Consider the following 19,789-nt stretch of genomic DNA (forward strand, 5'->3'; position numbering starts at 1 on the left):
AACGAAAAGGGAACAGTCATGCTGATTACTTTCAAGTGCCGCTCCGCCCCCGATGTGGTGATGTTGGAGAATCTCGCCCAATATCTGCTGGGAATCATCGGCAAGCGGCTCGGCCCACGCGGTGTAATCAACCACGACGAACTCGGCGTCGCGATCTCGAAGCTCGAAGCGGCGATCGTGACCGACAAGCAGGAACTCGCCGAGCATGAAGGCCACTTCCACGAAGGGGAAGAAGGCCACGACTCTCACGAGATTCCGATAGGACTTGCGCAACGCGCGTTCCCGTTCCTCGACATGCTGCGTGCTGCGCAGAAGGACAATACGGACATCGTCTGGGGTCTTTGAGCGGCTTTGGGTTTGTGCCCGTGAGGCCGTGCGGATGCGGCTTCGTCGTGTGCTTCAGTTCGCTGTAGTACGCGCTGTCGTGAACGCGGCGGCGAGTATATGGAATCGATTCCGGCCGAGCGCGCATCTGCCGCTTCCGGCCACGAAAAAGCCCATCGCAATGGGCTTTTTTTGTTACGACGCCGCGCTCGAGCGTTACTGGCTTGCGCCTTCCGGCGCGGTCGCGGGAGCGGACGCGCCCTTCTTCATTTTGTTCTTTTTCGGCTTCTTCACGTGAGTGACGGTGGGCGGCGAATATGAACTCACAGAACTCGATCCGCCCGGCGCCTGAGGCTGGGCACCGGCGAGCGGCGCGATGGCGGCGAGCGATAACGCGGTCAGCATCAGCGTCAGCTTCTTCATACGATTTCTCTCCGTTGACGATTGCAAGTCGTTGAGCCGACGCGTTTTTGCGGTCGCGTCTGGCGGGCAGGCTGGATGAAGCGGTTTCAGTCTACAAAGCCGAAAATATTCGCTGGGCCTTTCAGCTGGAAATATTCAGCCTCCGGCCAGCGATATAGTCCTGCCGCCCGCGCGCACTCCTTTTACAACAACGGCGCGAGCGCGCGCTCCGCGTCCGCCTTCGACAGCGACATGCGCCGCGCGTAGTCCTCGAGCTGATCCTGGCCGATCTTGCCGACCGAGAAATAGGTGCTGTCGGGGTGCGCGAGATAGAAGCCTGAGACGCTCGCGGCAGGCAGCATGGCGAGCGATTCGGTGACGCTCATGCCGATCTCCCCGGCTTGCAGCGCGGCGAACATGTCGCGCTTGACGAGGTGATCCGGGCATGCCGGATAGCCGGGCGCGGGACGGATGCCGCGATACTTCTCGCCGATCAGATCGTCGTTCGACAGACTCTCGCCTTGTGCATAGCCCCACAGGTCGCGGCGCACGCGCGCATGCATCGCTTCGGCGAACGCTTCCGCGAAGCGGTCGGCGAGCGCCTTCAGCATGATCGCGCTGTAATCGTCGTGATCCTGCTCGAACTGCTTTTCCTTCACGTCGACGCCCAGGCCCGCCGTGACCGCGAACATGCCGATATAGTCGGCGACGCCCGAATCCTTCGGCGCGATGAAGTCGGCGAGCGACCGGTTCGGCCGCATCACGCCGTCCACCACGGGGCGCACGCTTTGCTGGCGCAGGTTGCGCCACTTCAGCGCGACTTCGCTGCGCGATTCGTCCGTGTAGATTTCGATGTCGTCGTCGTTGACCGTGTTCGCGGGCAAGAGCGCGATCACGCCGTTCGCCGTGAGCCAGCGGCCCTGAATCAGGCGCGCGAGCATCGACTTCGCGTCCGAGAAAACGCGCCGCGCCGATTCGCCGACGATCTCGTCGTTGAGGATCGCGGGATACGGACCGGCGAGGTCCCACGTCTGGAAGAACGGGCCCCAGTCGATGTAGTTCGTGAGTTCGTTCAGATCGAAGTTCTTGAACACGCGCCGGCCGATGAACTTCGGCTTGACGGGCTGATACGCGCTCCAGTCGACCTTCGTTTTGTTCGCGCGCGCTTGCGCGAGCGTGACGAGCGGCTGGGCCTTCTTGTTCGCGTGCTGATTGCGGATGCGGTCGTAGTCGGCCTTCAGTTCGTCGAGATACTTCGTTGCGCCTTCGTCGGACAGCAGGTTCGACGCCACCGACACCGATCGCGATGCATCCGGCACATAGACGACAGGGCCTTCGTAATTCGGTGCGATCTTCACGGCGGTGTGCACGCGCGAAGTCGTCGCGCCGCCGATCAGCAGCGGAATCTTCTTCACGCGGAAGTAGTCGTCGCGCTGCATTTCCGATGCGACGTAGGCCATCTCTTCGAGCGACGGCGTGATCAGGCCCGACAGCCCGATGATGTCCGCGCCTTCGACTTTCGCCTTCGCGAGAATCTCGTTGCACGGGACCATCACGCCCATGTTGACCACTTCGAAGTTGTTGCACTGAAGCACGACGGAGACGATGTTCTTGCCGATATCGTGCACGTCGCCCTTCACGGTCGCCACGACGATCTTGCCTTTCGCGCGCACGTCGCCGCCCGCTTCTGCGAGCTGGCGCTTTTCTTCCTCGATGAACGGAATCAGATGCGCGACGGCCTGCTTCATCACGCGCGCCGATTTCACCACTTGGGGCAGGAACATCTTGCCCTGGCCGAACAGGTCGCCGACGATGTTCATGCCGTCCATCAGCGGGCCTTCGATCACGTTGATCGGGCGGCCGCCGCCTTGCATGATCTTGACGCGCGCTTCTTCCGTGTCTTCGACGATGAAGTTCGTGATGCCGAGCACGAGCGCATGCGCGAGGCGCTGCTCGACGCCCTGGTTGCGCCACTCGAGGTTCTCTTCTTTCTTCGCCGCGCCCGTCTTGAACTTGTCGGCGATTTCGAGCATACGGTCGGTCGCGTCTTCGCGGCGGTTCAGCACCACGTCTTCGACACGTTCGCGCAATTCGGCGTCGAGGTCCGCATATACGCCCAGCTGACCCGCGTTCACGATGCCCATGTCCATGCCCGCCTGAATCGCGTGGTAGAGGAACACGGTGTGAATCGCCTCGCGCACGGGATCGTTGCCGCGGAACGAGAACGACACGTTCGACACGCCGCCGCTCACCTTCGCATACGGCAGGTTCTGCTTGATCCAGCGCGTCGCTTCGATGAAGTCGACGGCGTAATTGTTGTGCTCTTCGATGCCCGTCGCGATCGCGAAGATATTCGGATCGAAGATGATGTCCTCGGGCGCAAAGCCCACTTCGTTGACGAGAATGTCGTACGAGCGCTTGCAGATTTCCGTCTTGCGCTTGAACGTGTCGGCCTGGCCTTGTTCATCGAATGCCATCACGACGGTCGCCGCGCCGTAACGGCGGATCAGCTTGGCCTGGCGGCGAAAGCTCTCATCGCCTTCCTTCATCGAGATCGAGTTGACGATCGCCTTGCCCTGCACGCATTTCAGGCCCGCTTCGATCACCTCCCACTTCGACGAATCGATCATGATCGGCACGCGCGCGATGTCCGGCTCCGACGCGATCAGATTCATGAAGCGGACCATCGCCGCTTTCGAATCGAGCATCGCTTCGTCCATGTTCACGTCGATGACCTGCGCGCCGTTTTCGACCTGCTGGCGCGCGACGGCCAGCGCTTCGTCGAACTGGCCGTTCAGGATCATCCGTGCGAATGCCTTCGAGCCGGTCACGTTGGTGCGTTCGCCGACGTTGATGAAGAGCGTCCCCGAAGTGACGTTGAACGGCTCGAGGCCGGAGAGGCGCATCGTGTGATCGGTCATGGTCTGTGCGTATTTCGTCGTTGCTTCAATGGGTTCTGCGGGCAGCGCTGATGTGCTTCAGGCGGCGTCGCGATACTGGCTCGGCCACTTGCGCGGCTTCACGTCGTTCAGCGCCTTCGCGATTGCGGCGATGTGTTCCGGCGTCGTGCCGCAGCAGCCGCCCGCGATGTTCACGAGACCCGCCTGCGCGAATTCCTTCAGGAGGCCCGACGTATCGGCGGGCAGCTCGTCGAAGCCCGTGTCGCTCATCGGATTCGGCAGGCCGGCGTTCGGATAGCACGACACGTAGGTGTCGCACAGCTTCGCCAGCTCAGCGATGTACGGACGCATCAGCGCGGCGCCCAGCGCGCAGTTCAGGCCGAATGTGAGCGGCTTCGCGTGACGCAGCGAGTTCCAGAACGCTTCGACCGTTTGTCCCGACAGAATGCGGCCCGATGCGTCCGTCACTGTGCCCGAGATCATGATGGGCAGGCGCTCGCCCGTGTCGTCGAACAGCTCGTCGAGCGCGAACAGCGCGGCCTTCGCGTTCAGCGTGTCGAAGATCGTTTCGACGAGGAACAGGTCCGCGCCGCCTTCCATCAGCGCTTTCGCCTGCTCGTAGTACGCGGCGCGCAGTTCGTCGAAACTGACATTGCGCGCGCCCGGATCGTTGACGTCGGGCGAGATGCTCGCCGTCTTCGGCGTCGGCCCGATCGCGCCGGCAACGAAGCGCGGCTTGTCGGGCGTCGAATACTTGTCGCATGCGGCGCGCGCGAGCTTCGCCGATTCGCGGTTCATCTCGACGACAAGCTCTTCCATTCCGTAGTCGGCCTGCGCGACAGTCGTTGCGCCGAACGTGTTCGTCTCGATGATGTCGGCGCCCGCAGCCAGGTACTGCTCGTGAATCTCGCTGATGATCTGCGGTTGCGTGATCGACAGCAACTCGTTGTTGCCTTTGATGTCGCGCGAATAGTCCTTGAAGCGCTCGCCGCGATAGGCGGCTTCGTCGAGCTTGTAGCGCTGGATCATCGTGCCCATCGCGCCGTCCAGAATCAGGATGCGCGATTCGAGCAACGCGGGCAGGGCCGCGCCGCGCGTGTAGGCGGCGCCGGCGTTGGCGACTGATGGGGCTGACTTGGCGGGCTGGTTCATGGTCTGATCGCGCTCGTGCCGGCTGGCTCGGCCGGCTTTTTCAGGAAACTCAATATTGTAGCCGGATGGCCGCGAACTCGCCGCGCGACGCGGCTTTGCGGTCCGTGCTCGTGCGCAAGGCCCGCTGGTTGCTGGCAATGGAGCACGGGCAGTATATCTTTCGCGGTTTGCGCGGCGCGTTCGCCTTGCCTGGTGGACCGCGAGACGGGCGGACCCGCCGATAAAAACGAAAAACCCCGCCGGGCGAGCCGTGCGGGGTCGATTGGGAACGTGTCGCCTGGAGTTGGTGTCAGCGGCGCCGATCGGTCAGTGAAGAATGACCGGCTGATTCATCAGGCTGTCGAATTGACCGAGAAATTCGTCCACTTCGTCTAGCGTCGGTTCGTCTTCGATGAGCTTTTGCACATGCTCGCGAAAACTGGCTGCCATCACGCCATCAATATAAATCTCGCGCTGCGTGTTCTTGTCGACGATCTCATACCCACCGGACCTCATCGCGATATGCCCGTCCTGTGGCGGGAACTCGACGACACAATAGTTGGGGCTGTTGTAGATCATTTGCATGGCGACACTCCTTATTTCCGATGGCTCCGGGCCAGTGTTGCACCGTAGATGGAGCCCATGGTTTGGAATTCAAGGGGTGGGTCCGGCCTGACGCGTTGATAATCCCGGACCTGTTTGTTAGACCAGTTTCTGCAAAAACGATTCAAGCAAAGCAGTAAAACGTTGCGATTGCTCGATCGGTGCGAGGTGAGCCGCGTCTAGCAGTTCGAATCTCGCTCCCCGGATGGCATCCGCTATTGCCTGTGTAGCAGCAGGTGGCGTGCCTGCATCGTGGCGTCCAGCCACGGTGAGAGTGGGAACGGCTATCTGTTTCAGTCTACTGCTCACGTCGAAATCGCGCAGTGCAAGGCACGCATGCGCATAACCTTCAGACGAAGTGTTCTCGAATACCTCGCGAATCTGTTCGACGACTTCGGGATGCGCATCGCGGAAGCCGGCCGTCAGCCAGCGTTCCATCGTCGCTTGCGCGAGCGCGCCGACACCTTCGTTGCGCACCATCGCCGCGCGCTGCTCCCAAAGCACGCGGCTGTCGGATGGCGTGGCGGCGTGCGTATCGGTGAGCGTCAGCGTCTCCACGCGGTCCGGGTTGTCGAGTGCGAACTGTTGCGCAATCATGCCGCCCATCGACATGCCGACAAGATGCGTCTTCTTTACGCCAAGCGCATCCAGCAGCGCGCGCAGATCCCGCGACAGATCCACAACGCTGCACTGCCTGTCCGATACGGCCGTTTGACCATGACCCCGCACGTCGTAGCGCAAGACCGTGTAGTCGTCGCGGAAATATCCTGCGAGCTGATCCCATATCGACAGATCGCCGCCTAGCTGATGAATGAACGTGAGCGAGGGGCCTCCGCCTTCATTGCTCAGGATGTAGCGCGTATCGATGCCATTCACATTGATTTGCATGCGGACTCCATAAGTGATGTCGCAATGAAAGAACGAGTGAATCAACCGTTCATGCGATCCGGGTCGTTCGATTCGCATCATGGGATGCGCATGAACCGTTCGCGTGATGAGCGCTGCTGGTCGTGCGATTCATGCACGCGACAGAAGTTTCTGAAGGCGAGTATGGCTCCGGTCGTCAAGTATCCCGCAGCGCCAAGAGCCTGCTTGCATCAGGGCTTTTCGGGCCCGGCGCCTGGATCGGTGACGGAGGGTTGGGCGCTGCCCGGCGAGGTGTCGTCCGAAGAAGACGAAGAGGTGTCGTTGATATCCGGCGGCGCGAGCTTGCCGCGCCACACGAGTTCGATCTGCGTGCCGTTCGGCTCCGTCTGCACGAGGCGCGCCGGCAGCCAGCCGAGCGACGGCGCGAGCCACACGTCGATGCGCCGGCGGTCGTTTTCACGGCGCGGCAGGCGCATGAAATGCCGGGCATCGATCGATCCTTGCCCGGTACGCACGGTTTCGTCGCCTATCGTCTCGATAGGCCAGATCTCGCCGCTATCGTTGTCCGTCACGTAGAACTGCCGCGTGACGCCGGGCTGATAGGCGTCCGGGTCGCCGCGCACCAGACTGGCGAGCTGCATCACCATGCTGAAGCGGTCCTGCGCGCCGTCGGGCAGCGCCAATGTGTCAGGCGTGCGCGTGAAGCCGATCTGCTTCGTTTCGTGGTTGAAGATGGTTACGTCTTCGCCGCGACGGCCGCGCTTTTCGACGTACTGATCAGGGGCGAGACCGAATGCGTCGACGTGCCCGTGGCTCGAATAGCTGAATGTGCCGACAAACGGAAGCGGCACCGAAACGACCATATCGTACGAGTGGCCATCGCTCGTCCAGTGAATCGTGCCAGGCTGATTGCGAACGCCGTTGTAGAACGTGTCGTATTGCAGATCGCCCGATGGCGGCACGGAGAACTTCACGCCTGGCGTCGCTTGTGGGGCGTTGCCGACGCCGGGTCCTGCGTTTGCGGCGGACACGGCTGCCGCAGCGGACGCAGCCGCTGAATCCGCTGCAGCCGAAGCGCTGACAGGCGCGCTGGCGGCTTCGTTCGTCGACGGCGCTTCCGACGGTTGCGGACGCGTCGCCGTCAGCACGTGCCGACGCGGCGGTTGCGCACCATGTTTGGGCGCTGCGGGCTTCGCGACGGCAGGCGGCGGAGAGCCGGCCGCCTGCGTTTCGATGCGCTCGGGCTGGAACAGCGCGACCTGCACGGGAACATGCTCCGGCGCAACCGGCTTGAAAGTCTCGTGATGCCGTTCGAACCACACCGCAGCGATCACGTGTGCGCCGGCGACAGCCGCCAGCACGCCGGCCCACCGCAGCCGCGACGAACGGCGCTGCGCTGCGGCGAGTTGCACATGCGAAACGGTGCGGACAGCGAACGGAGACGACATCGGAAGCAGTAGGTTGAACGCGGAACGCGGTTAAAGACGTTTCGACCGGGCGCCGCCGTCACGCGTTCATCGTGCGGTTGATTGTGCGAGTTGTCGTGTGAATGGCGGGCTATCGGGGCGTCGGACTATACCCGAGCTCGTAGGACAGCTTCTGCGCGCACTCGCGCAAAGCGGTATCGACTGCACCGCCCCACGCGATGTCGAACGCGCCTTCGTGACCCAGCGCGATCAGTCCGAGCGCGAGATCGCCGTTCGAATCGAACACAGGCGTGCAGAACGCATGTATGGTCGGCAGCAACATGCCTTCGACGCGCGCCGCGCCATGGGCGCGCACGTCGTCGAGCACGCGCTCGACGTCCTCCGGCGTGGATGGGGTGTTGGCCGACGCCCAACGCTGCGTCTGTGAGAGTTCGCGTTCGATCATCGCGGCCGTCTTGCCGCGCGGCAGATACGCGGCGAACAGCAGCCCCGTCGCTGAACTGAGCATCGGCATCACATCGCCGAGTTTCAGCGATGCCTTCGCGGGATAACTCGACTCCATCCAGTGCACGACGGTCGGCCCCTGATTGCCCCACACGGCGATGCCCACCGTCATGTCGAGCCGGTCGCGCAGTTCGGCGAGGGCAACGCGCGCGAGCTTCACGCCGTCGACGCGCGCGAGCCGCGCGAGCCCCAGTTGCAACGCGAAGCCGCCGAGTTCGTAACGGCCCGTCAGCGGGTCCTGCGCGACGACGCCCAGGCGCTGGAAACTCACCAGATAGCGGTGCGCTTTCGCCGGGCTCATGCCGGCGCGCTGCGCGAGGTCGCGCAGCATCATTGCGCGCGGTTCGTGCGTGAGCACCTCGAGCAGACGAAAGCCCACTTCGATCGACTGGATGCCCGAGCGCAGCTTTTCCTCGCCGGCTTCGTGCTGATCGACGGCATCGTCGTCGATGGAATCGAGCGGTTCGGCGGATTCGGCATCCTGGCGGATCGAACTGGAGCGGCTGGTCGGTGACATAGGCAACGGGTCGGGCAGTGAACGTGAAAACGGCAGCGAACAAACGACGCAAACCGGGCGCGTCGCCATGAGCAATGGCCGGCATGAGGCGTCCGCTTGGGCTGCGCCGATTCACCATCGTAGAATACATTCCTCCTATCGTCATCCACACACGCTTTCTCGCCATGAAACTTGCCACGCTGAAGGACGGCACGCGCGACGGTCAACTGATCGTCGTTTCCCGCGACCTGCATACGGCCGCCATCGCCGACACCATCGCGCCAACGATGCAGCGCGTCCTCGACGACTGGACCTTCTACGCGCCGCAACTGCGCGACCTCTACGACGAACTGAACCAGGGCCGCGCGCGCAACACGTTTTCGTTCGACGCGAAGGAATGCATGGCGCCGTTGCCGCGCGCGTTCCAGTGGGCCGACGGCTCCGCGTATGTGAATCACGTCGAGCTGGTGCGCCGCGCGCGCGGCGCCGAGATGCCGCCCGAGTTCTGGACCGATCCGTTGATGTACCAGGGCGGCAGCGACGACTTCATCGGCCCGAAGGACGACATCGTGTGCGCGTCGGAATCGTTCGGCATCGACTTCGAGGCGGAAGTGGCCGTCGTCACGGGCGACGTGCCGATGGGCGCGAAGCCCGAGCAGGCATTGAAGAGCATACGGCTCGTGACGCTCGTCAACGACGTGTCGCTGCGCAACCTGATTCCCGCCGAACTGGCGAAGGGCTTCGGCTTCTTCCAGAGCAAGCCGGCGACGTCGTTCGCGCCCGTTGCGGTGACGCTCGACGAACTCGGCGACGCATGGCGCGAAGGCCGCGTCCATCGTCCGATGATCGTTCACTGGAACGGCAGGAAGGTCGGCCAGCCGGACGCGGGCACCGACATGGTGTTCAACTTCGGCCAGCTGATCGCGCATGCGGCGAAGACGCGTAACTTGCGCGCGGGCGCGATCGTCGGCTCGGGTACGGTCTCGAACAAGGATGCGAAGCGCGGCTACTGCTGCATCGCCGAGAAGCGCTGCCTCGAAACGATCGAGCACGGCGCGGCGCAAACCGGGTTCATGAAGTTCGGCGACACGGTCAAGATCGAGATGTTCGACGAAGCGGGCAAGTCGATTTTCGGCTCGATCGATCAGGCCGTTGCGCCGCTCGAAGGCGCGCAGTGAGAGGGCATCGCGCATGACGTTTCATCACCGCGTCATGCAAGCGCGGCGTTGGCGGTGCATCGCGTCGAGCGAACCGAAAGGGTTTCGCCCGATGCCGATAGCGCCGTGGGCGCCGCTACACTGACGCTCGCGCGAGGCCACCGAGCCTCGCGGCCGCTGATGCTTCGATAGCGGGACAGCGCGAGTCACGCAACATCGCAGAATGTACAAAAACCAAGAGCTGCTGCATGGGACCAGAGCAAGTGCTCTGCACCAACTCTGATGCACGGAGGAGACAACGCATGCACCGATACGGGACGTTTGCATTTTCAACTTTGCGCGAGCGCTTTACCAACCCTCGCGCCGCAGGTCGGCGCACGACGCTCGCCGCCACACTTTCTCTTTTGCCAGGGCTCGCGCTCGCGCAAGTGAAGATCGGCCTCGTGCTGTCGCTGACGGGACCGGCGGCATCGCTCGGCATTCCCGCGCGCGATACCTCGACGCTCTTTCCAAAAGAGGTCGCCGGCCAGAAGGTCGAGTACATCGTGCTCGACGATGCGTCCGATACCACGCAAGCCGTGCAGAACACGAAGAAGCTGATCTCCGAAAATCATGTCGATGCCATCATCGGCTCGTCGATCACGCCGAACTCGCTCGCGATGATCGACGTAATCGCCGAAGGTGAAACGCCCGCGATTTCATTGGCCTCGTCGGCGAAGATCATCGAGCCCGTCGACGCGAAACGGCACTGGATGTTCAAGACACCGCAAACGGACGCGATGATGGCGTCCGCGATCACCGAGCACGCGAGCCAGCATGGCGTGAAGACGCTTGCGTACATCGGTCAGGCGGACGCGCTCGGCGAGACGTTCTATGCGGAAGTCGCGAAGTTCGCGCAGATCCATCACATCAGCGTGGTCGCCAACGAGCGCTTCAACCGCACCGATCCGAGCGTCACCGGCCAGATCCTCAAGATCATGGCGGCGAACCCGGACGCCGTCGTCGTGGGCGCGGCGGGCACGCCGGCCGCGCTGCCGCCGAAGACGCTGATCTCGCGCGGCTACAAGGGCACGATCTATCACAACCACGGCGTCGGCAATAACGACTTCCTGCGCGTGTGCGGCGCCGATTGCAACGGCACGTACCTGCCTGCGAGTCCCGTGCTGGTCGCATCGCAGCTTCCCGCGGACTATGCTTCGAAGCGTCTCGCGCTCGATTACAACGCGCGCTTCGAGAAGCTGCGCGGGCCGGGCAGCGTATCGGCGTTCGGCTCGTATGCGTGGGACGCGAGCATGCTGCTGAACAATGCGATTCCCGTTGCGCTGAAATCGGCCTCGCCCGGCACGGTCGAGTTTCGCCGCGCGTTGCGCGATGCGCTCGAAGCGACCCGCGGTCTCGCCGATACGAACGGTGTCGTCAACATGAGCACCACGGATCATCTGGGCCTCGATCAGCGCGCGCGCGTGATGGTCGAGATTCGCAGCGCGAAGTGGGTGTATCAGCCGCGCTAAGGCGCGGTGCGTTCGCGTGGCACAGCGTCGGCTGCGCCGCGTGCGTGAAGTGTGTTCCGACGCCGACGCGTCGCTCTTACGGATGCTTGCCATGTCTCACGAATCGGAGTCGCAATCGGTCGAACCCGCGTTTTACGCGCACTACAAGTCGCTACGCGTGCGGCGTCATGCGCACGGCATCCTCGAAATCGTGATGAGCGGCGAGGGCATGAACAAGAGCAATCTCGCGACGGCCGATGCGAACATGCATCGCGAGCTCGCCGACATCTGGCGCGACGTCGACCGCGATCCGGAGACGCGCGTCGTGGTGATTCGCGGCGAGGGCAAGGGCTTTTCGGCGGGCGGCGATCTGAGCCTCGTCGAGGACATGGCGAATGACTTCGATGTGCGCACGCGCGTATGGCGCGAGGCGCGCGACCTCGTCTACAACGTGATCAATTGCAGCAAGCCGATCGTGTCGGCGATGCACGGACCGGCCGTCGGCGCGGGGCTCGTCGCGGGACTGCTCGCCGATATTTCGATCGCGACGAAATCGGCGCGCATTATCGACGGACACACGCGTCTGGGCGTCGCGGCAGGCGACCATGCTGCGATCGTGTGGCCGCTTCTGTGCGGGATGGCGAAGGCGAAGTACTACCTGATGCTGTGCGAGCCGGTGAGCGGCGAGGAGGCCGAACGGATCGGGCTCGTATCGCTCGCCGTCGACGACAACGATCTGCTGCCGAAGACATTCGAAGTCGCGCGCAAGCTCGCACATGGTTCGCAGACGGCGATCCGCTGGACCAAGTACGCGTTGAACAACTGGCTGCGCTCGGCGGGGCCTGCGTTCGACACATCGCTGGCACTGGAATTCATGGGCTTCGCGGGACCCGACGTGCAAGAGGGCGTGGCATCGCTGCGCGAGCGGCGCACGCCGGATTTTTCGGGCAAGGAGCCGTTCTGACGATGGCGCGGCGGCGTCGTGTCGATCGTCGGTGATGCTGGTGCGGGTGCATTCCTTGCGGCCACGAATCGGCGAATGCGGCTGAACCGAACGCAAAACCGTCACCGGCGGAAGCGCACGATAAGTGCGCCGACCAGGCAACCGACCAGGCAACCGACCAGGCAACCGACCAGGCAACCGACCAGGCAACCGACCAGGCAACCGACCAGGTGCCAACCGGCAGGCAATTCGCGAGGCCAGCCGCGAACGGCGCGCGGTATGATCGAACAGCACGTCACGTCTACGCCGCACGCTGGAACCGAAATCAGGAAATCAAGGAGAACCGCAATGACCGACACACCCGGCTCGACACCACCGTTTCCCGGCTTCCCCGGTTTTCCGCCCGCCGAAATGCTCGATCGCATGTGGGGCATGATGCGTCTCACGCCGTTCGGCGCGGCGTTTCCGGGCACGCATCCGGGCGCGGCCCAGGGCATCGTGCCGTCGCTGTCGATGATGTCCGACATGATGGCGCCGCTCACGAACGTCGAGGAACTCGACAAGCGCATCACCGACATGCGCGCCGTCGAGCAATGGCTCAAGCTCAACCTGAACATGCTGCAATCGGCGATTCAGGCGCTCGAAGTGCAGCGCGCGACGCTCACGACGCTGCGCGCGTTCGGCGCGTTTGCGCAGCAGGCGATGACGCAGCCCGCAGCCGACACGCCGCCCAAGCAACGGGAGCAGCCGGAGCCGCAGTCTGCCGCAAGCGCGCGGGAAGCAGGCGAGTCGACGCCGCCGCCCGCATTCGACGCGTCGGGCTGGTGGAATCTGCTGCAGGCGCAGTTCAACCAGATCGCGCAGTTCGCGATGGCGCAGCCCGCCGCGACGACGGCGACGGGCGCATCGGAAGCGGGTGCGGGAGTCGAACCGAGCGATCTCGAACCGGACGATGCGCCCGAGCCCGAAGCGAACGACGCGGCGCAAGCGAAATCCGGCGACGACGCGCCGCGTCCCGCCGCGAAACGCCCGGCTGCGAAGCGCGCGACGGGCGGATCGGCTGCGAAGAAAACTTCGTCGGCGTCCGAATGAGGTACTGGCGGTCGTATCGCAGCGAAGCGATACGACCGCTTTATAAACGGGCGCTTCGCGCTAGCACATTCGTTTGAATTCGTGTGGATGGCGTGCGCTCGCGTTGCTTTACGTCAATTCAAGGCGTGTCCTGACGGCCCGAAACAGGGCCGTGCAGCCCCGCGTGCTATCATCGTGTAAGCTTTTTCTGGCCTGCGGAAGCGCGCGAGCAAGGTCGCATCAACGACAGATTCGCCGCCCATGCCGGTGCCGATACGGTACCGGAGCGTCCATCGCGGACCCCATACTGCCGTCCAGGCCGCAAGCTGGCACGACCTCAGGCACAGGTTTTCCCTCACCCACGGTTGGCCGCGCATTCGAGGCATGAAATTCGCGTGCGCATCACGAGCCGCAGTAGTTCTTTTGCCAAAGCCTGCATCTTGGCAGCCGATTACCGCGTAAAATTGAAGGCTGCGCTGATGGCGGCGAAAGTTCCCGACGCTTCAGAATTTTCCGTTCATCCGCAGCAAAAGTAGCAACAGATAACAGACGTCGCCTTGCGCAGAACAGGGGTGGGATCATGAACACCATGCTTTATCCGGAACTTTACAAATCGCTCGAGTCTGTTCGATGGGACATGGAGAAGGACATTCCCTGGGACCAGTTCGACCCGTCGCTGCTCACCGACGAGCAGGCGGCGACCATCAAGATGAACGCGATCACCGAATGGTCGGCGCTGCCCGCCACGGAAATGTTCCTGCGCGACAACCACCACGACAGCGACTTCTCCGCATTCATGAGCGTGTGGTTCTTCGAAGAGCAGAAGCACTCGCTGGTGCTGATGGAATATCTGCGCCGCTTCAAGCCCGAGCTCGTGCCGACGGAAGAAGAACTGCACGCGGTTCGCTTCGAATTCGATCCGGCGCCGCCGCTCGAAACGCTGATGCTGCATTTCTGCGGCGAAATCCGCCTGAACCATTGGTATCGCCGCGCGGCTGAATGGCATACCGAGCCCGTCATCAAGCACATCTACGAAACCATTTCGCGCGACGAAGCCCGTCATGGCGGCGCGTATCTGCGCTACATGAAAAAGGCGCTGACGAATTTCGGCGACGTCGCGCGCGCGGCGTTCGCGAAGATCGGCGTGCTGATGGCGTCCGCGCGCCGCACGGAAAAGCCGCTGCACCCCACGAACCTGCACGTGAACCAGGCGCTGTTCCCGCGCGACACCGTGCAGTCGCGTCTGCCCGATCCGGAGTGGCTCGAGCGCTGGCTCGACGAGCAGATCCGTTTCGACGACGGCTGGGAAAAGAAGGTGGTCGAGCGCATTCTGCACAACCTGTCGATCCTGTTCGAGCGCTCGTTCGGCACGGCTCAGGAACTGAACCGCTATCGCAAGGAAGTGGTGACGCGCCTGCAGGCTGAACAGCCGGCGTCCGCGCATCAGCAACCGGCCTGACAGGGGCGGCGCGCCTGCGTCGCTGAACGCACGGCGGGCGGCACAGGAACGCCACGGCCCGGCAGGTGAAAACCCGCCGGGCCGTTTTCTTTCTGGCTTTGAATCCATGCGTCGCCGCCGTGCAGTTCGTCTGCGGCTATACCAAGGTGATTCAAATACACTCGACGCGAATCCGCTCAACGACTTCTCACATGGCCGCTACTTTCGAACGCAAGCTCACGACGCGCGATGCCCTCGCGCAACTTCGCCCTTTGCTGCCAGGCCCCGTGGTATTCACGAACGGCGTCTTCGATATCTTGCATCGCGGGCACGTCTCCTATCTCGCGGACGCGAAGGCGCTGGGCGCGACGTTGATCGTCGGCGTGAACAGCGACGCGTCGGTGCGCATGCTCGGCAAAGGCGACGATCGCCCGATCAACAACGAAGCCGACCGGATGGCGCTGCTGGCCGCGCTGGAAAGCGTCGACTGGGTCGTGCGTTTCGAGGAGCAGACGCCCGTCGCGCTGGTCGAAGCGTTGCGTCCCGACGTGCTGGTCAAAGGTGGCGACTACGACATGGACAAGCTGCCGGAATCCGCGCTCGTGCGCGGCTGGGGCGGCAAGGCGCTGGCGATTCCGTTCGAACACGACCGTTCGACGACGGCGCTCTTGAAGAAAGTTCGCACGCAGGGCTAAGGACGACGCAGTGACGGTTGGGCCCGCGTGTTTTCGACGAGGCCGCCATTACTGGTTCAGCGCCGAAGTGGCGACGGGCGTAATGAGCGTGGGGCCGCCGACAACGGCGAGATCGGTCGCGTCGGCGGCCGACATCGGATACACGCGCAACTGATCGGGCCGCACCTGCCGGCCCAGATGATTCGGTTCGCGTGGCCCTGCCGCAGGCGATGGGCCGAACAGCCCGCGCATCGTGACGAACGCGAGGATGTTGGCGAGCAAGAGCAGGGCGATTAGCCAGCGCAGCATCGTTGAGGTCTCCACCATTGTCTGTCCTGTGTTCGGTGCTCAGGCCGGGCGGGTGGCCGGTGGCGAACCAGCCGAAGCCTCCGCCGCGATCAACGCGAGTCCCGCGAGGACGAGCGAATCGTGACGCGTATGCGGCACGCTCAGCGCCTGCGCGAGTTCACCGGCGGCGCCGCCGCTGACCACGAGCCGCACGGGTGCTTTCCATTCGTCCTGCAGATCGCGCCACATCCGCTCGACGAAGCCGATCTGCGCCAACGCGCATCCCGACGACAGCGAACGCGGCGTATCGACCGCGAACCACGCGGCGCGATTCGCATGTTCACCCAGGCTCGCGGCGTCGCCGTCATCGGCGAGCAAGCCACGCGCGGCGATTGCGTCGAGCGTCGGCAGTTGCGCCGTATGCTCGCCGAGCGAGCGCATCATCAGCGACCAGCCCGGCGCGATCAATCCGCCGACGAACACGCCATCGGCGTTCAATGCCTCCAGCGTCGTCGCCGTGCCGAACGTCGCAATCAGCAGCGGTTCGCCCGGAAACGCCGCTCGTGCGCCGATCATGCCCGCCCAGCGATCGCTGCCGAGTTGAGACGGCGTCGTGTAGCGGTTCGTGACGCCGCACTGCTGCGCAGCCGAACGAATCGTCGTGCGCGGCAGAGCGGGCCAGCATCGATCGATGAATGCGTCGATGCGGCGCGCGACGGCGTCGCCAGCGACATTCGATAACCATGCAGAGCCGGGCGCGGGCAGCGTCGACCAGTCCGGCTCATGCCTCGGCTGCAAGGGGTCGCCGGTTCCCTTGACCAGCTGGCCACCATGCGCGAACGCGCCCGAGTGCGTCTGTGTACCATCGGCCTGAACGAGCGCCCACTTGACCCGGCTATTGCCGGCGTCGATCAGCAGATACGGTGCGCCACTCATGCGGCGCTGCTGCCTTCGTCCGCGAGACGCAGCGAGACGTCGCCCGTCGCGATCGCCTGCCGGCCGGACGGCGTATCGAGCAGCAACTGCCCGAGATCGTCGACGCCTGCCGCGACGCCGCGTCCCGTCTCGACGCCCTGCTCGAACAGCACGACATCGCGTCCCGCGTAGGCGTGGCAGCCGTTCCAGCGTTGCCGGAACGGCGCGAAGCCTTCTGCGCCGAAGCGCTGCAACGCCGGCTCCAGCGCGTTGAGCTCGGCGGCGAGGGTATCGGTGAGATTCGCGTTCGGCAGCGCGCGCGAGAGGGCCGTGGGTGCGGCGCCGCGTGCCTGCGCGGGCACGTCCGCGTTGAGCGCACCGACTTTCGCGGCCAGTTCGTCGGCGCCCTTCACGTTCGTGCCGATACCGATCACGACGGCGCTCGCGTCCGGCGTGCTCCACGCCGTTTCGATCAGGATGCCGGCGAGCTTGTCGCCTTCGAGCAGCACGTCGTTCGGCCACTTCAGCGCGATTTGCCCAGGGCCCGCGACGGGCAGCGAACGCAAGCCGTCCACGAGCGCCACGCCCACGGCGAGGCTCAGTCCCGCCAGTCCTTCGAGCGGCCGCGGCAGCACACACGCGACCGAGAACAGCAGCGCGTTGCCGGGTTCCGCATACCACGTGCGGCCGCGCCGGCCGCGTCCCGCCGTCTGCAGATAGGCGACCCGCACGACAGGCCGCGCGAGCGCGCCCGGTTCGCGTGGCAGCGCCTTCATGCGCGCCATCAGGTCTGCGTTGGTCGAGCCCGTCTCTTCGACGATCTCGATGGGCCAGTCGTGCGCGGCCGGTCCGAACAATGCGACGGCCCGCTGCCGGTCGATTCGCCAGTCGCCCGAGGCACTGAATGAGTTAGAGGTATTCATGAGCCGTATTTTAGCCACTCAGTCTGTCATCGTGATCGGGTCGTGACCCATTCCGCTTTCCCCAGGCTGCCCCGCCGGAACTCCCGCCGGAACGAGGCATACCACCAGGGCCCAATATCGATGGCTTCGCTACAATGCCCGTTAATCGGATAACCCTCTTCCAGCGATCCTTGAACTACGACACTCCTCCCGGGCTCGAAGTCGCGGCAGGCAGCCAGGGCAAGATCGTCCGCCTGTCCGGCCAGTGGACGGCGCTCGCGCTGGCGCGCGACCGCGTGCACGAAAGGGCGCTGCCGCGTCTGAGGGAATTGATCGCGAGCCGCGCGCATGTCGCGCAATGGGATCTGTCGCAAGTCGAACGGATGGACCATGTCGGTGGCCAGGCGTTGTGGCGCGTGTGGGGTTACAGGTTGCCCGCCGATCTCGTCGCGCTCAACGATACGCAGCGCGACATCTTCGAGCGCATCGCGCTGCTCGACACCGTGCGCGAGAACCCCGAGCCCGTGCGTCGCTTCGATCCGTTCACGCAGCTCGGCCTCGGCATCTTCGCGTTCTTCGAGCATCTGTATGGCGGCGTCGCGATGTTCGGGCGCGTGATCCTCGATCTGCTGTCGATCGCGCGCAATCCGAAGCTCGCGCCGTGGAAGGAGTTTTCGGCGAACGTCTATAGCGCGGGCACGCAGGCGCTGCCCATCACCGCGCTGGTCGCGTTCCTGATCGGCATCGTGCTCAGCTATCTGTCCGCCCAGCAGTTGCGGCTCTTCGGCGCGAACCAGTACATCGTGAACATTCTGGGGATGTCGGTGCTGCGCGAACTGGGCCCCGTGCTGTCGGCGATCCTGGTGGCGGGCCGCTCCGGTTCGGCGATCACCGCGCAGATCGGCGTGATGCGCGTGACGGAAGAACTCGACGCGATGCGCGTGATGGGCATTCCGCACGGCTTGCGTCTGATCCTGCCGCGCGTGCTCGCGCTGTCGCTCGCGATGCCGCTGCTCGTGATGTGGACGAACATCGTTTCGCTGGCGGGCGGCGCGCTGGCCGCGAAGCTCGTGCTGCAGATCGACATGTCGTACTTTGCGCGCGCGCTGCCGGGCGTCGTGCCCGTCGCGAACCTGTGGATCGGGCTCGGCAAGGGCGTGGTGTTCGGCATGCTGATCGCGATCGTCGGCTGTCACTTCGGCTTTCGCATCAAGGCCAATTCGCAGAGTCTCGGCGAGGGCACGACGACATCGGTCGTCACGTCGATCACGGTCGTCATCCTCGCCGACGCCGTGTTCGCGATTCTCTTTCAGAACGTGGGGCTGTCATGATCGCGCCGCTTACCTCCGCCGTACGGGACCAGCCGCTGCCGCAGATCGCGGAAACCGTGATCGAGGTGCGCAACCTCACGAAGCGCTACGGCCGCAACATCGTCCATCTGCATCTGGACTTCGACGTGCGGCGCGGCGAGATCGTGTCGATCGTCGGCGGCTCGGGCTCGGGCAAGACGACGCTGATGCGCCAGATTCTCGGCCTCGAAAAGCCGACGTCGGGCACGATCAAGGTGTTCGGCGAGGATATCGCCCAGCTCGACGACGAAGAAGCGGCGCTGATGCGCGTGCGCTCGGGCATGCTGTTCCAGCACGGCGCGCTGTTCTCGTCGCTGTCGGTGTTCGACAACATCGCGCAGCCGCTGCGCGAGCTCGGCAAGGTGCCCGAAGACCTGTTGCGCGACATCGTGATGCTCAAGCTCGAAATGGTCGGGCTGCCGTGCAAGCACGCGTCGAAGATGCCGGCGGCGCTGTCGGGCGGGATGGTGAAGCGCGTGGGCATTGCGCGCGCCATCGCACTCGAACCGGAGCTGCTGTTCCTCGACGAACCGACGGCGGGTCTCGATCCGCAGGCATCCGACGAATTCGTCGAGCTGATCAGCGCGTTGCATCGCGCGCTCGGCCTGACTGTGGTGATGGTGACGCACGATCTCGATACGATGGTCGCGCTGTCGACGCGCGTCGCCGTGATCGCGGACCGCAAGGTTGTCGTGGCGGCGCCCGTCGAGGAAGTGGCGGGCGTCGATCATCCGTTCATCCGCGAATATTTTCTCGGGCTGCGCGGGCGGCTCGCGTTGCAGGGGTTGTCGCCGGAGCGGCGCGCGAAGCTGCCGCACGAAGCGCTGGAGCCCGCGGCGGAAGCGCTTCCGCTGCGCACCGCGCTGTGAGTCCGGCAACCACACGCGGCCGTGAAAGCGCTCGCGTAG

Annotated in this window: 19 protein-coding genes; 9 read left to right on the top strand and 10 right to left on the bottom strand. The window is 64.2% G+C overall.

Annotated features, from left to right (window positions below; genetic code table 11):
* Positions 1–18: 18 nt before the first annotated feature.
* Complete coding sequence (locus AB4Y32_RS01325; protein WP_368719613.1) at positions 19–345, top strand: DUF1840 domain-containing protein; 327 nt, start codon at positions 19–21, stop codon at positions 343–345.
* Between the two features lie 195 nt (positions 346–540).
* On the opposite strand, the gene AB4Y32_RS01330 is transcribed toward AB4Y32_RS01325, so the two are convergent.
* The 7 genes from AB4Y32_RS01330 to AB4Y32_RS01360 all read right to left on the bottom strand — a co-directional run bounded on the left by AB4Y32_RS01330 (position 541) and on the right by AB4Y32_RS01360 (position 8,675).
* Complete coding sequence (locus tag AB4Y32_RS01330; RefSeq protein WP_368719614.1) at positions 541–747, bottom strand: acid-shock protein; 207 nt, start codon at positions 745–747, stop codon at positions 541–543.
* A 182-nt stretch (positions 748–929) separates the two neighbouring features.
* Positions 930–3,677: a methionine synthase gene (gene metH / locus AB4Y32_RS01335; RefSeq protein WP_368719982.1), complete on the bottom strand. Its 2,748-nt coding sequence runs from the start codon at positions 3,675–3,677 to the stop codon at positions 930–932.
* A 27-nt stretch (positions 3,678–3,704) separates the two neighbouring features.
* A complete protein-coding gene (locus tag AB4Y32_RS01340; protein ID WP_368719615.1) occupies positions 3,705–4,778 on the bottom strand; it encodes a homocysteine S-methyltransferase family protein in 1,074 nt (357 codons plus the stop codon).
* Between the two features lie 306 nt (positions 4,779–5,084).
* Positions 5,085–5,342, bottom strand: a complete 258-nt coding sequence (locus AB4Y32_RS01345) for a BTH_I0359 family protein (protein WP_087734231.1) — start codon at positions 5,340–5,342, stop codon at positions 5,085–5,087.
* Positions 5,343–5,459: 117 nt separating this feature from the next.
* On the bottom strand, positions 5,460–6,248 hold the full coding sequence (gene pcaD / locus AB4Y32_RS01350; RefSeq protein WP_368719616.1) for a 3-oxoadipate enol-lactonase: 789 nt from the start codon (positions 6,246–6,248) through the stop codon (positions 5,460–5,462).
* Positions 6,249–6,457: 209 nt separating this feature from the next.
* On the bottom strand, positions 6,458–7,675 hold the full coding sequence (locus AB4Y32_RS01355) for a DUF3108 domain-containing protein (RefSeq protein ID WP_368719617.1): 1,218 nt from the start codon (positions 7,673–7,675) through the stop codon (positions 6,458–6,460).
* Positions 7,676–7,784: 109 nt separating this feature from the next.
* On the bottom strand, positions 7,785–8,675 hold the full coding sequence (locus AB4Y32_RS01360; RefSeq protein ID WP_368719618.1) for an IclR family transcriptional regulator: 891 nt from the start codon (positions 8,673–8,675) through the stop codon (positions 7,785–7,787).
* A 164-nt stretch (positions 8,676–8,839) separates the two neighbouring features.
* On the opposite strand from AB4Y32_RS01360, the gene AB4Y32_RS01365 reads away from it, so the two are divergent.
* From AB4Y32_RS01365 to rfaE2, 6 genes are all read left to right on the top strand, one after another.
* The gene (locus AB4Y32_RS01365; protein WP_368719619.1) at positions 8,840–9,832 is read left to right on the top strand and encodes a fumarylacetoacetate hydrolase family protein; all 993 of its coding nucleotides are present in this window, start codon (positions 8,840–8,842) and stop codon (positions 9,830–9,832) included.
* 281 nt (positions 9,833–10,113) lie between these two features.
* Positions 10,114–11,322: an ABC transporter substrate-binding protein gene (locus tag AB4Y32_RS01370; protein WP_368719620.1), complete on the top strand. Its 1,209-nt coding sequence runs from the start codon at positions 10,114–10,116 to the stop codon at positions 11,320–11,322.
* A 91-nt stretch (positions 11,323–11,413) separates the two neighbouring features.
* A complete protein-coding gene (locus AB4Y32_RS01375) occupies positions 11,414–12,265 on the top strand; it encodes an enoyl-CoA hydratase/isomerase family protein (protein WP_368719621.1) in 852 nt (283 codons plus the stop codon).
* A gap of 327 nt (positions 12,266–12,592) precedes the next feature.
* Entirely contained in the window at positions 12,593–13,336 is a 744-nt protein-coding gene (locus AB4Y32_RS01385) for a PhaM family polyhydroxyalkanoate granule multifunctional regulatory protein (protein WP_368719983.1), read from the top strand.
* A 559-nt stretch (positions 13,337–13,895) separates the two neighbouring features.
* Positions 13,896–14,774 carry a ferritin-like domain-containing protein gene (locus tag AB4Y32_RS01390; protein WP_368719622.1) on the top strand — a complete coding sequence of 293 codons (879 nt, stop codon included), beginning with the start codon at positions 13,896–13,898 and terminating at the stop codon, positions 14,772–14,774.
* Between the two features lie 191 nt (positions 14,775–14,965).
* Positions 14,966–15,448: a D-glycero-beta-D-manno-heptose 1-phosphate adenylyltransferase gene (gene rfaE2, locus AB4Y32_RS01395; RefSeq protein ID WP_368719623.1), complete on the top strand. Its 483-nt coding sequence runs from the start codon at positions 14,966–14,968 to the stop codon at positions 15,446–15,448.
* Positions 15,449–15,496: 48 nt separating this feature from the next.
* Here the strand turns inward: rfaE2 and AB4Y32_RS01400 are convergent, their stop codons facing one another.
* From AB4Y32_RS01400 to AB4Y32_RS01410, 3 genes are read right to left on the bottom strand one after another with little or no spacing between them, the layout of a single operon-like run.
* Positions 15,497–15,754 carry a hypothetical protein gene (locus AB4Y32_RS01400; protein WP_439899701.1) on the bottom strand — a complete coding sequence of 86 codons (258 nt, stop codon included), beginning with the start codon at positions 15,752–15,754 and terminating at the stop codon, positions 15,497–15,499.
* A 21-nt stretch (positions 15,755–15,775) separates the two neighbouring features.
* Complete coding sequence (locus AB4Y32_RS01405) at positions 15,776–16,651, bottom strand: type III pantothenate kinase (protein ID WP_368719624.1); 876 nt, start codon at positions 16,649–16,651, stop codon at positions 15,776–15,778.
* Entirely contained in the window at positions 16,648–17,553 is a 906-nt protein-coding gene (locus AB4Y32_RS01410) for a biotin--[acetyl-CoA-carboxylase] ligase (protein WP_368719625.1), read from the bottom strand. The genes AB4Y32_RS01405 and AB4Y32_RS01410 overlap by 4 nt, the downstream gene beginning before the upstream one ends.
* A 170-nt stretch (positions 17,554–17,723) precedes the next feature.
* Here AB4Y32_RS01410 and AB4Y32_RS01415 point away from each other — a divergent pair, with 170 nt between their 5' ends.
* Positions 17,724–18,863 carry an MlaE family ABC transporter permease gene (locus AB4Y32_RS01415; RefSeq protein WP_368719626.1) on the top strand — a complete coding sequence of 380 codons (1,140 nt, stop codon included), beginning with the start codon at positions 17,724–17,726 and terminating at the stop codon, positions 18,861–18,863.
* Positions 18,860–19,750 carry an ABC transporter ATP-binding protein gene (locus AB4Y32_RS01420; protein ID WP_368719627.1) on the top strand — a complete coding sequence of 297 codons (891 nt, stop codon included), beginning with the start codon at positions 18,860–18,862 and terminating at the stop codon, positions 19,748–19,750. The genes AB4Y32_RS01415 and AB4Y32_RS01420 overlap by 4 nt, the downstream gene beginning before the upstream one ends.
* Positions 19,751–19,789 lie beyond the last annotated feature (39 nt).

This window comes from Paraburkholderia phymatum, from assembly GCF_040965635.1.
Lineage (GTDB): Bacteria > Pseudomonadota > Gammaproteobacteria > Burkholderiales > Burkholderiaceae > Paraburkholderia > Paraburkholderia phymatum_B.

Excerpts from the sequence above, each read along its gene's own strand:
- AB4Y32_RS01325 (WP_368719613.1), top strand. The coding sequence starts at position 19 with ATGCTGATTACTTTCAAGTGCCGCTCCGCCCCCGATGTGGTGATGTTG.
- AB4Y32_RS01330 (WP_368719614.1), bottom strand. The coding sequence starts at position 747 with ATGAAGAAGCTGACGCTGATGCTGACCGCGTTATCGCTCGCCGCCATC.
- AB4Y32_RS01340 (WP_368719615.1), bottom strand. The coding sequence starts at position 4,778 with ATGAACCAGCCCGCCAAGTCAGCCCCATCAGTCGCCAACGCCGGCGCC.
- AB4Y32_RS01345 (WP_087734231.1), bottom strand. The coding sequence starts at position 5,342 with ATGCAAATGATCTACAACAGCCCCAACTATTGTGTCGTCGAGTTCCCG.
- pcaD (WP_368719616.1), bottom strand. The coding sequence starts at position 6,248 with ATGCAAATCAATGTGAATGGCATCGATACGCGCTACATCCTGAGCAAT.
- AB4Y32_RS01355 (WP_368719617.1), bottom strand. The coding sequence starts at position 7,675 with ATGTCGTCTCCGTTCGCTGTCCGCACCGTTTCGCATGTGCAACTCGCC.
- AB4Y32_RS01360 (WP_368719618.1), bottom strand. The coding sequence starts at position 8,675 with ATGTCACCGACCAGCCGCTCCAGTTCGATCCGCCAGGATGCCGAATCC.
- AB4Y32_RS01365 (WP_368719619.1), top strand. The coding sequence starts at position 8,840 with ATGAAACTTGCCACGCTGAAGGACGGCACGCGCGACGGTCAACTGATC.
- AB4Y32_RS01370 (WP_368719620.1), top strand. The coding sequence starts at position 10,114 with ATGCACCGATACGGGACGTTTGCATTTTCAACTTTGCGCGAGCGCTTT.
- AB4Y32_RS01375 (WP_368719621.1), top strand. The coding sequence starts at position 11,414 with ATGTCTCACGAATCGGAGTCGCAATCGGTCGAACCCGCGTTTTACGCG.
- AB4Y32_RS01385 (WP_368719983.1), top strand. The coding sequence starts at position 12,593 with ATGACCGACACACCCGGCTCGACACCACCGTTTCCCGGCTTCCCCGGT.
- AB4Y32_RS01390 (WP_368719622.1), top strand. The coding sequence starts at position 13,896 with ATGAACACCATGCTTTATCCGGAACTTTACAAATCGCTCGAGTCTGTT.
- rfaE2 (WP_368719623.1), top strand. The coding sequence starts at position 14,966 with ATGGCCGCTACTTTCGAACGCAAGCTCACGACGCGCGATGCCCTCGCG.
- AB4Y32_RS01400 (WP_439899701.1), bottom strand. The coding sequence starts at position 15,754 with ATGGTGGAGACCTCAACGATGCTGCGCTGGCTAATCGCCCTGCTCTTG.
- AB4Y32_RS01405 (WP_368719624.1), bottom strand. The coding sequence starts at position 16,651 with ATGAGTGGCGCACCGTATCTGCTGATCGACGCCGGCAATAGCCGGGTC.
- AB4Y32_RS01410 (WP_368719625.1), bottom strand. The coding sequence starts at position 17,553 with ATGAATACCTCTAACTCATTCAGTGCCTCGGGCGACTGGCGAATCGAC.
- AB4Y32_RS01420 (WP_368719627.1), top strand. The coding sequence starts at position 18,860 with ATGATCGCGCCGCTTACCTCCGCCGTACGGGACCAGCCGCTGCCGCAG.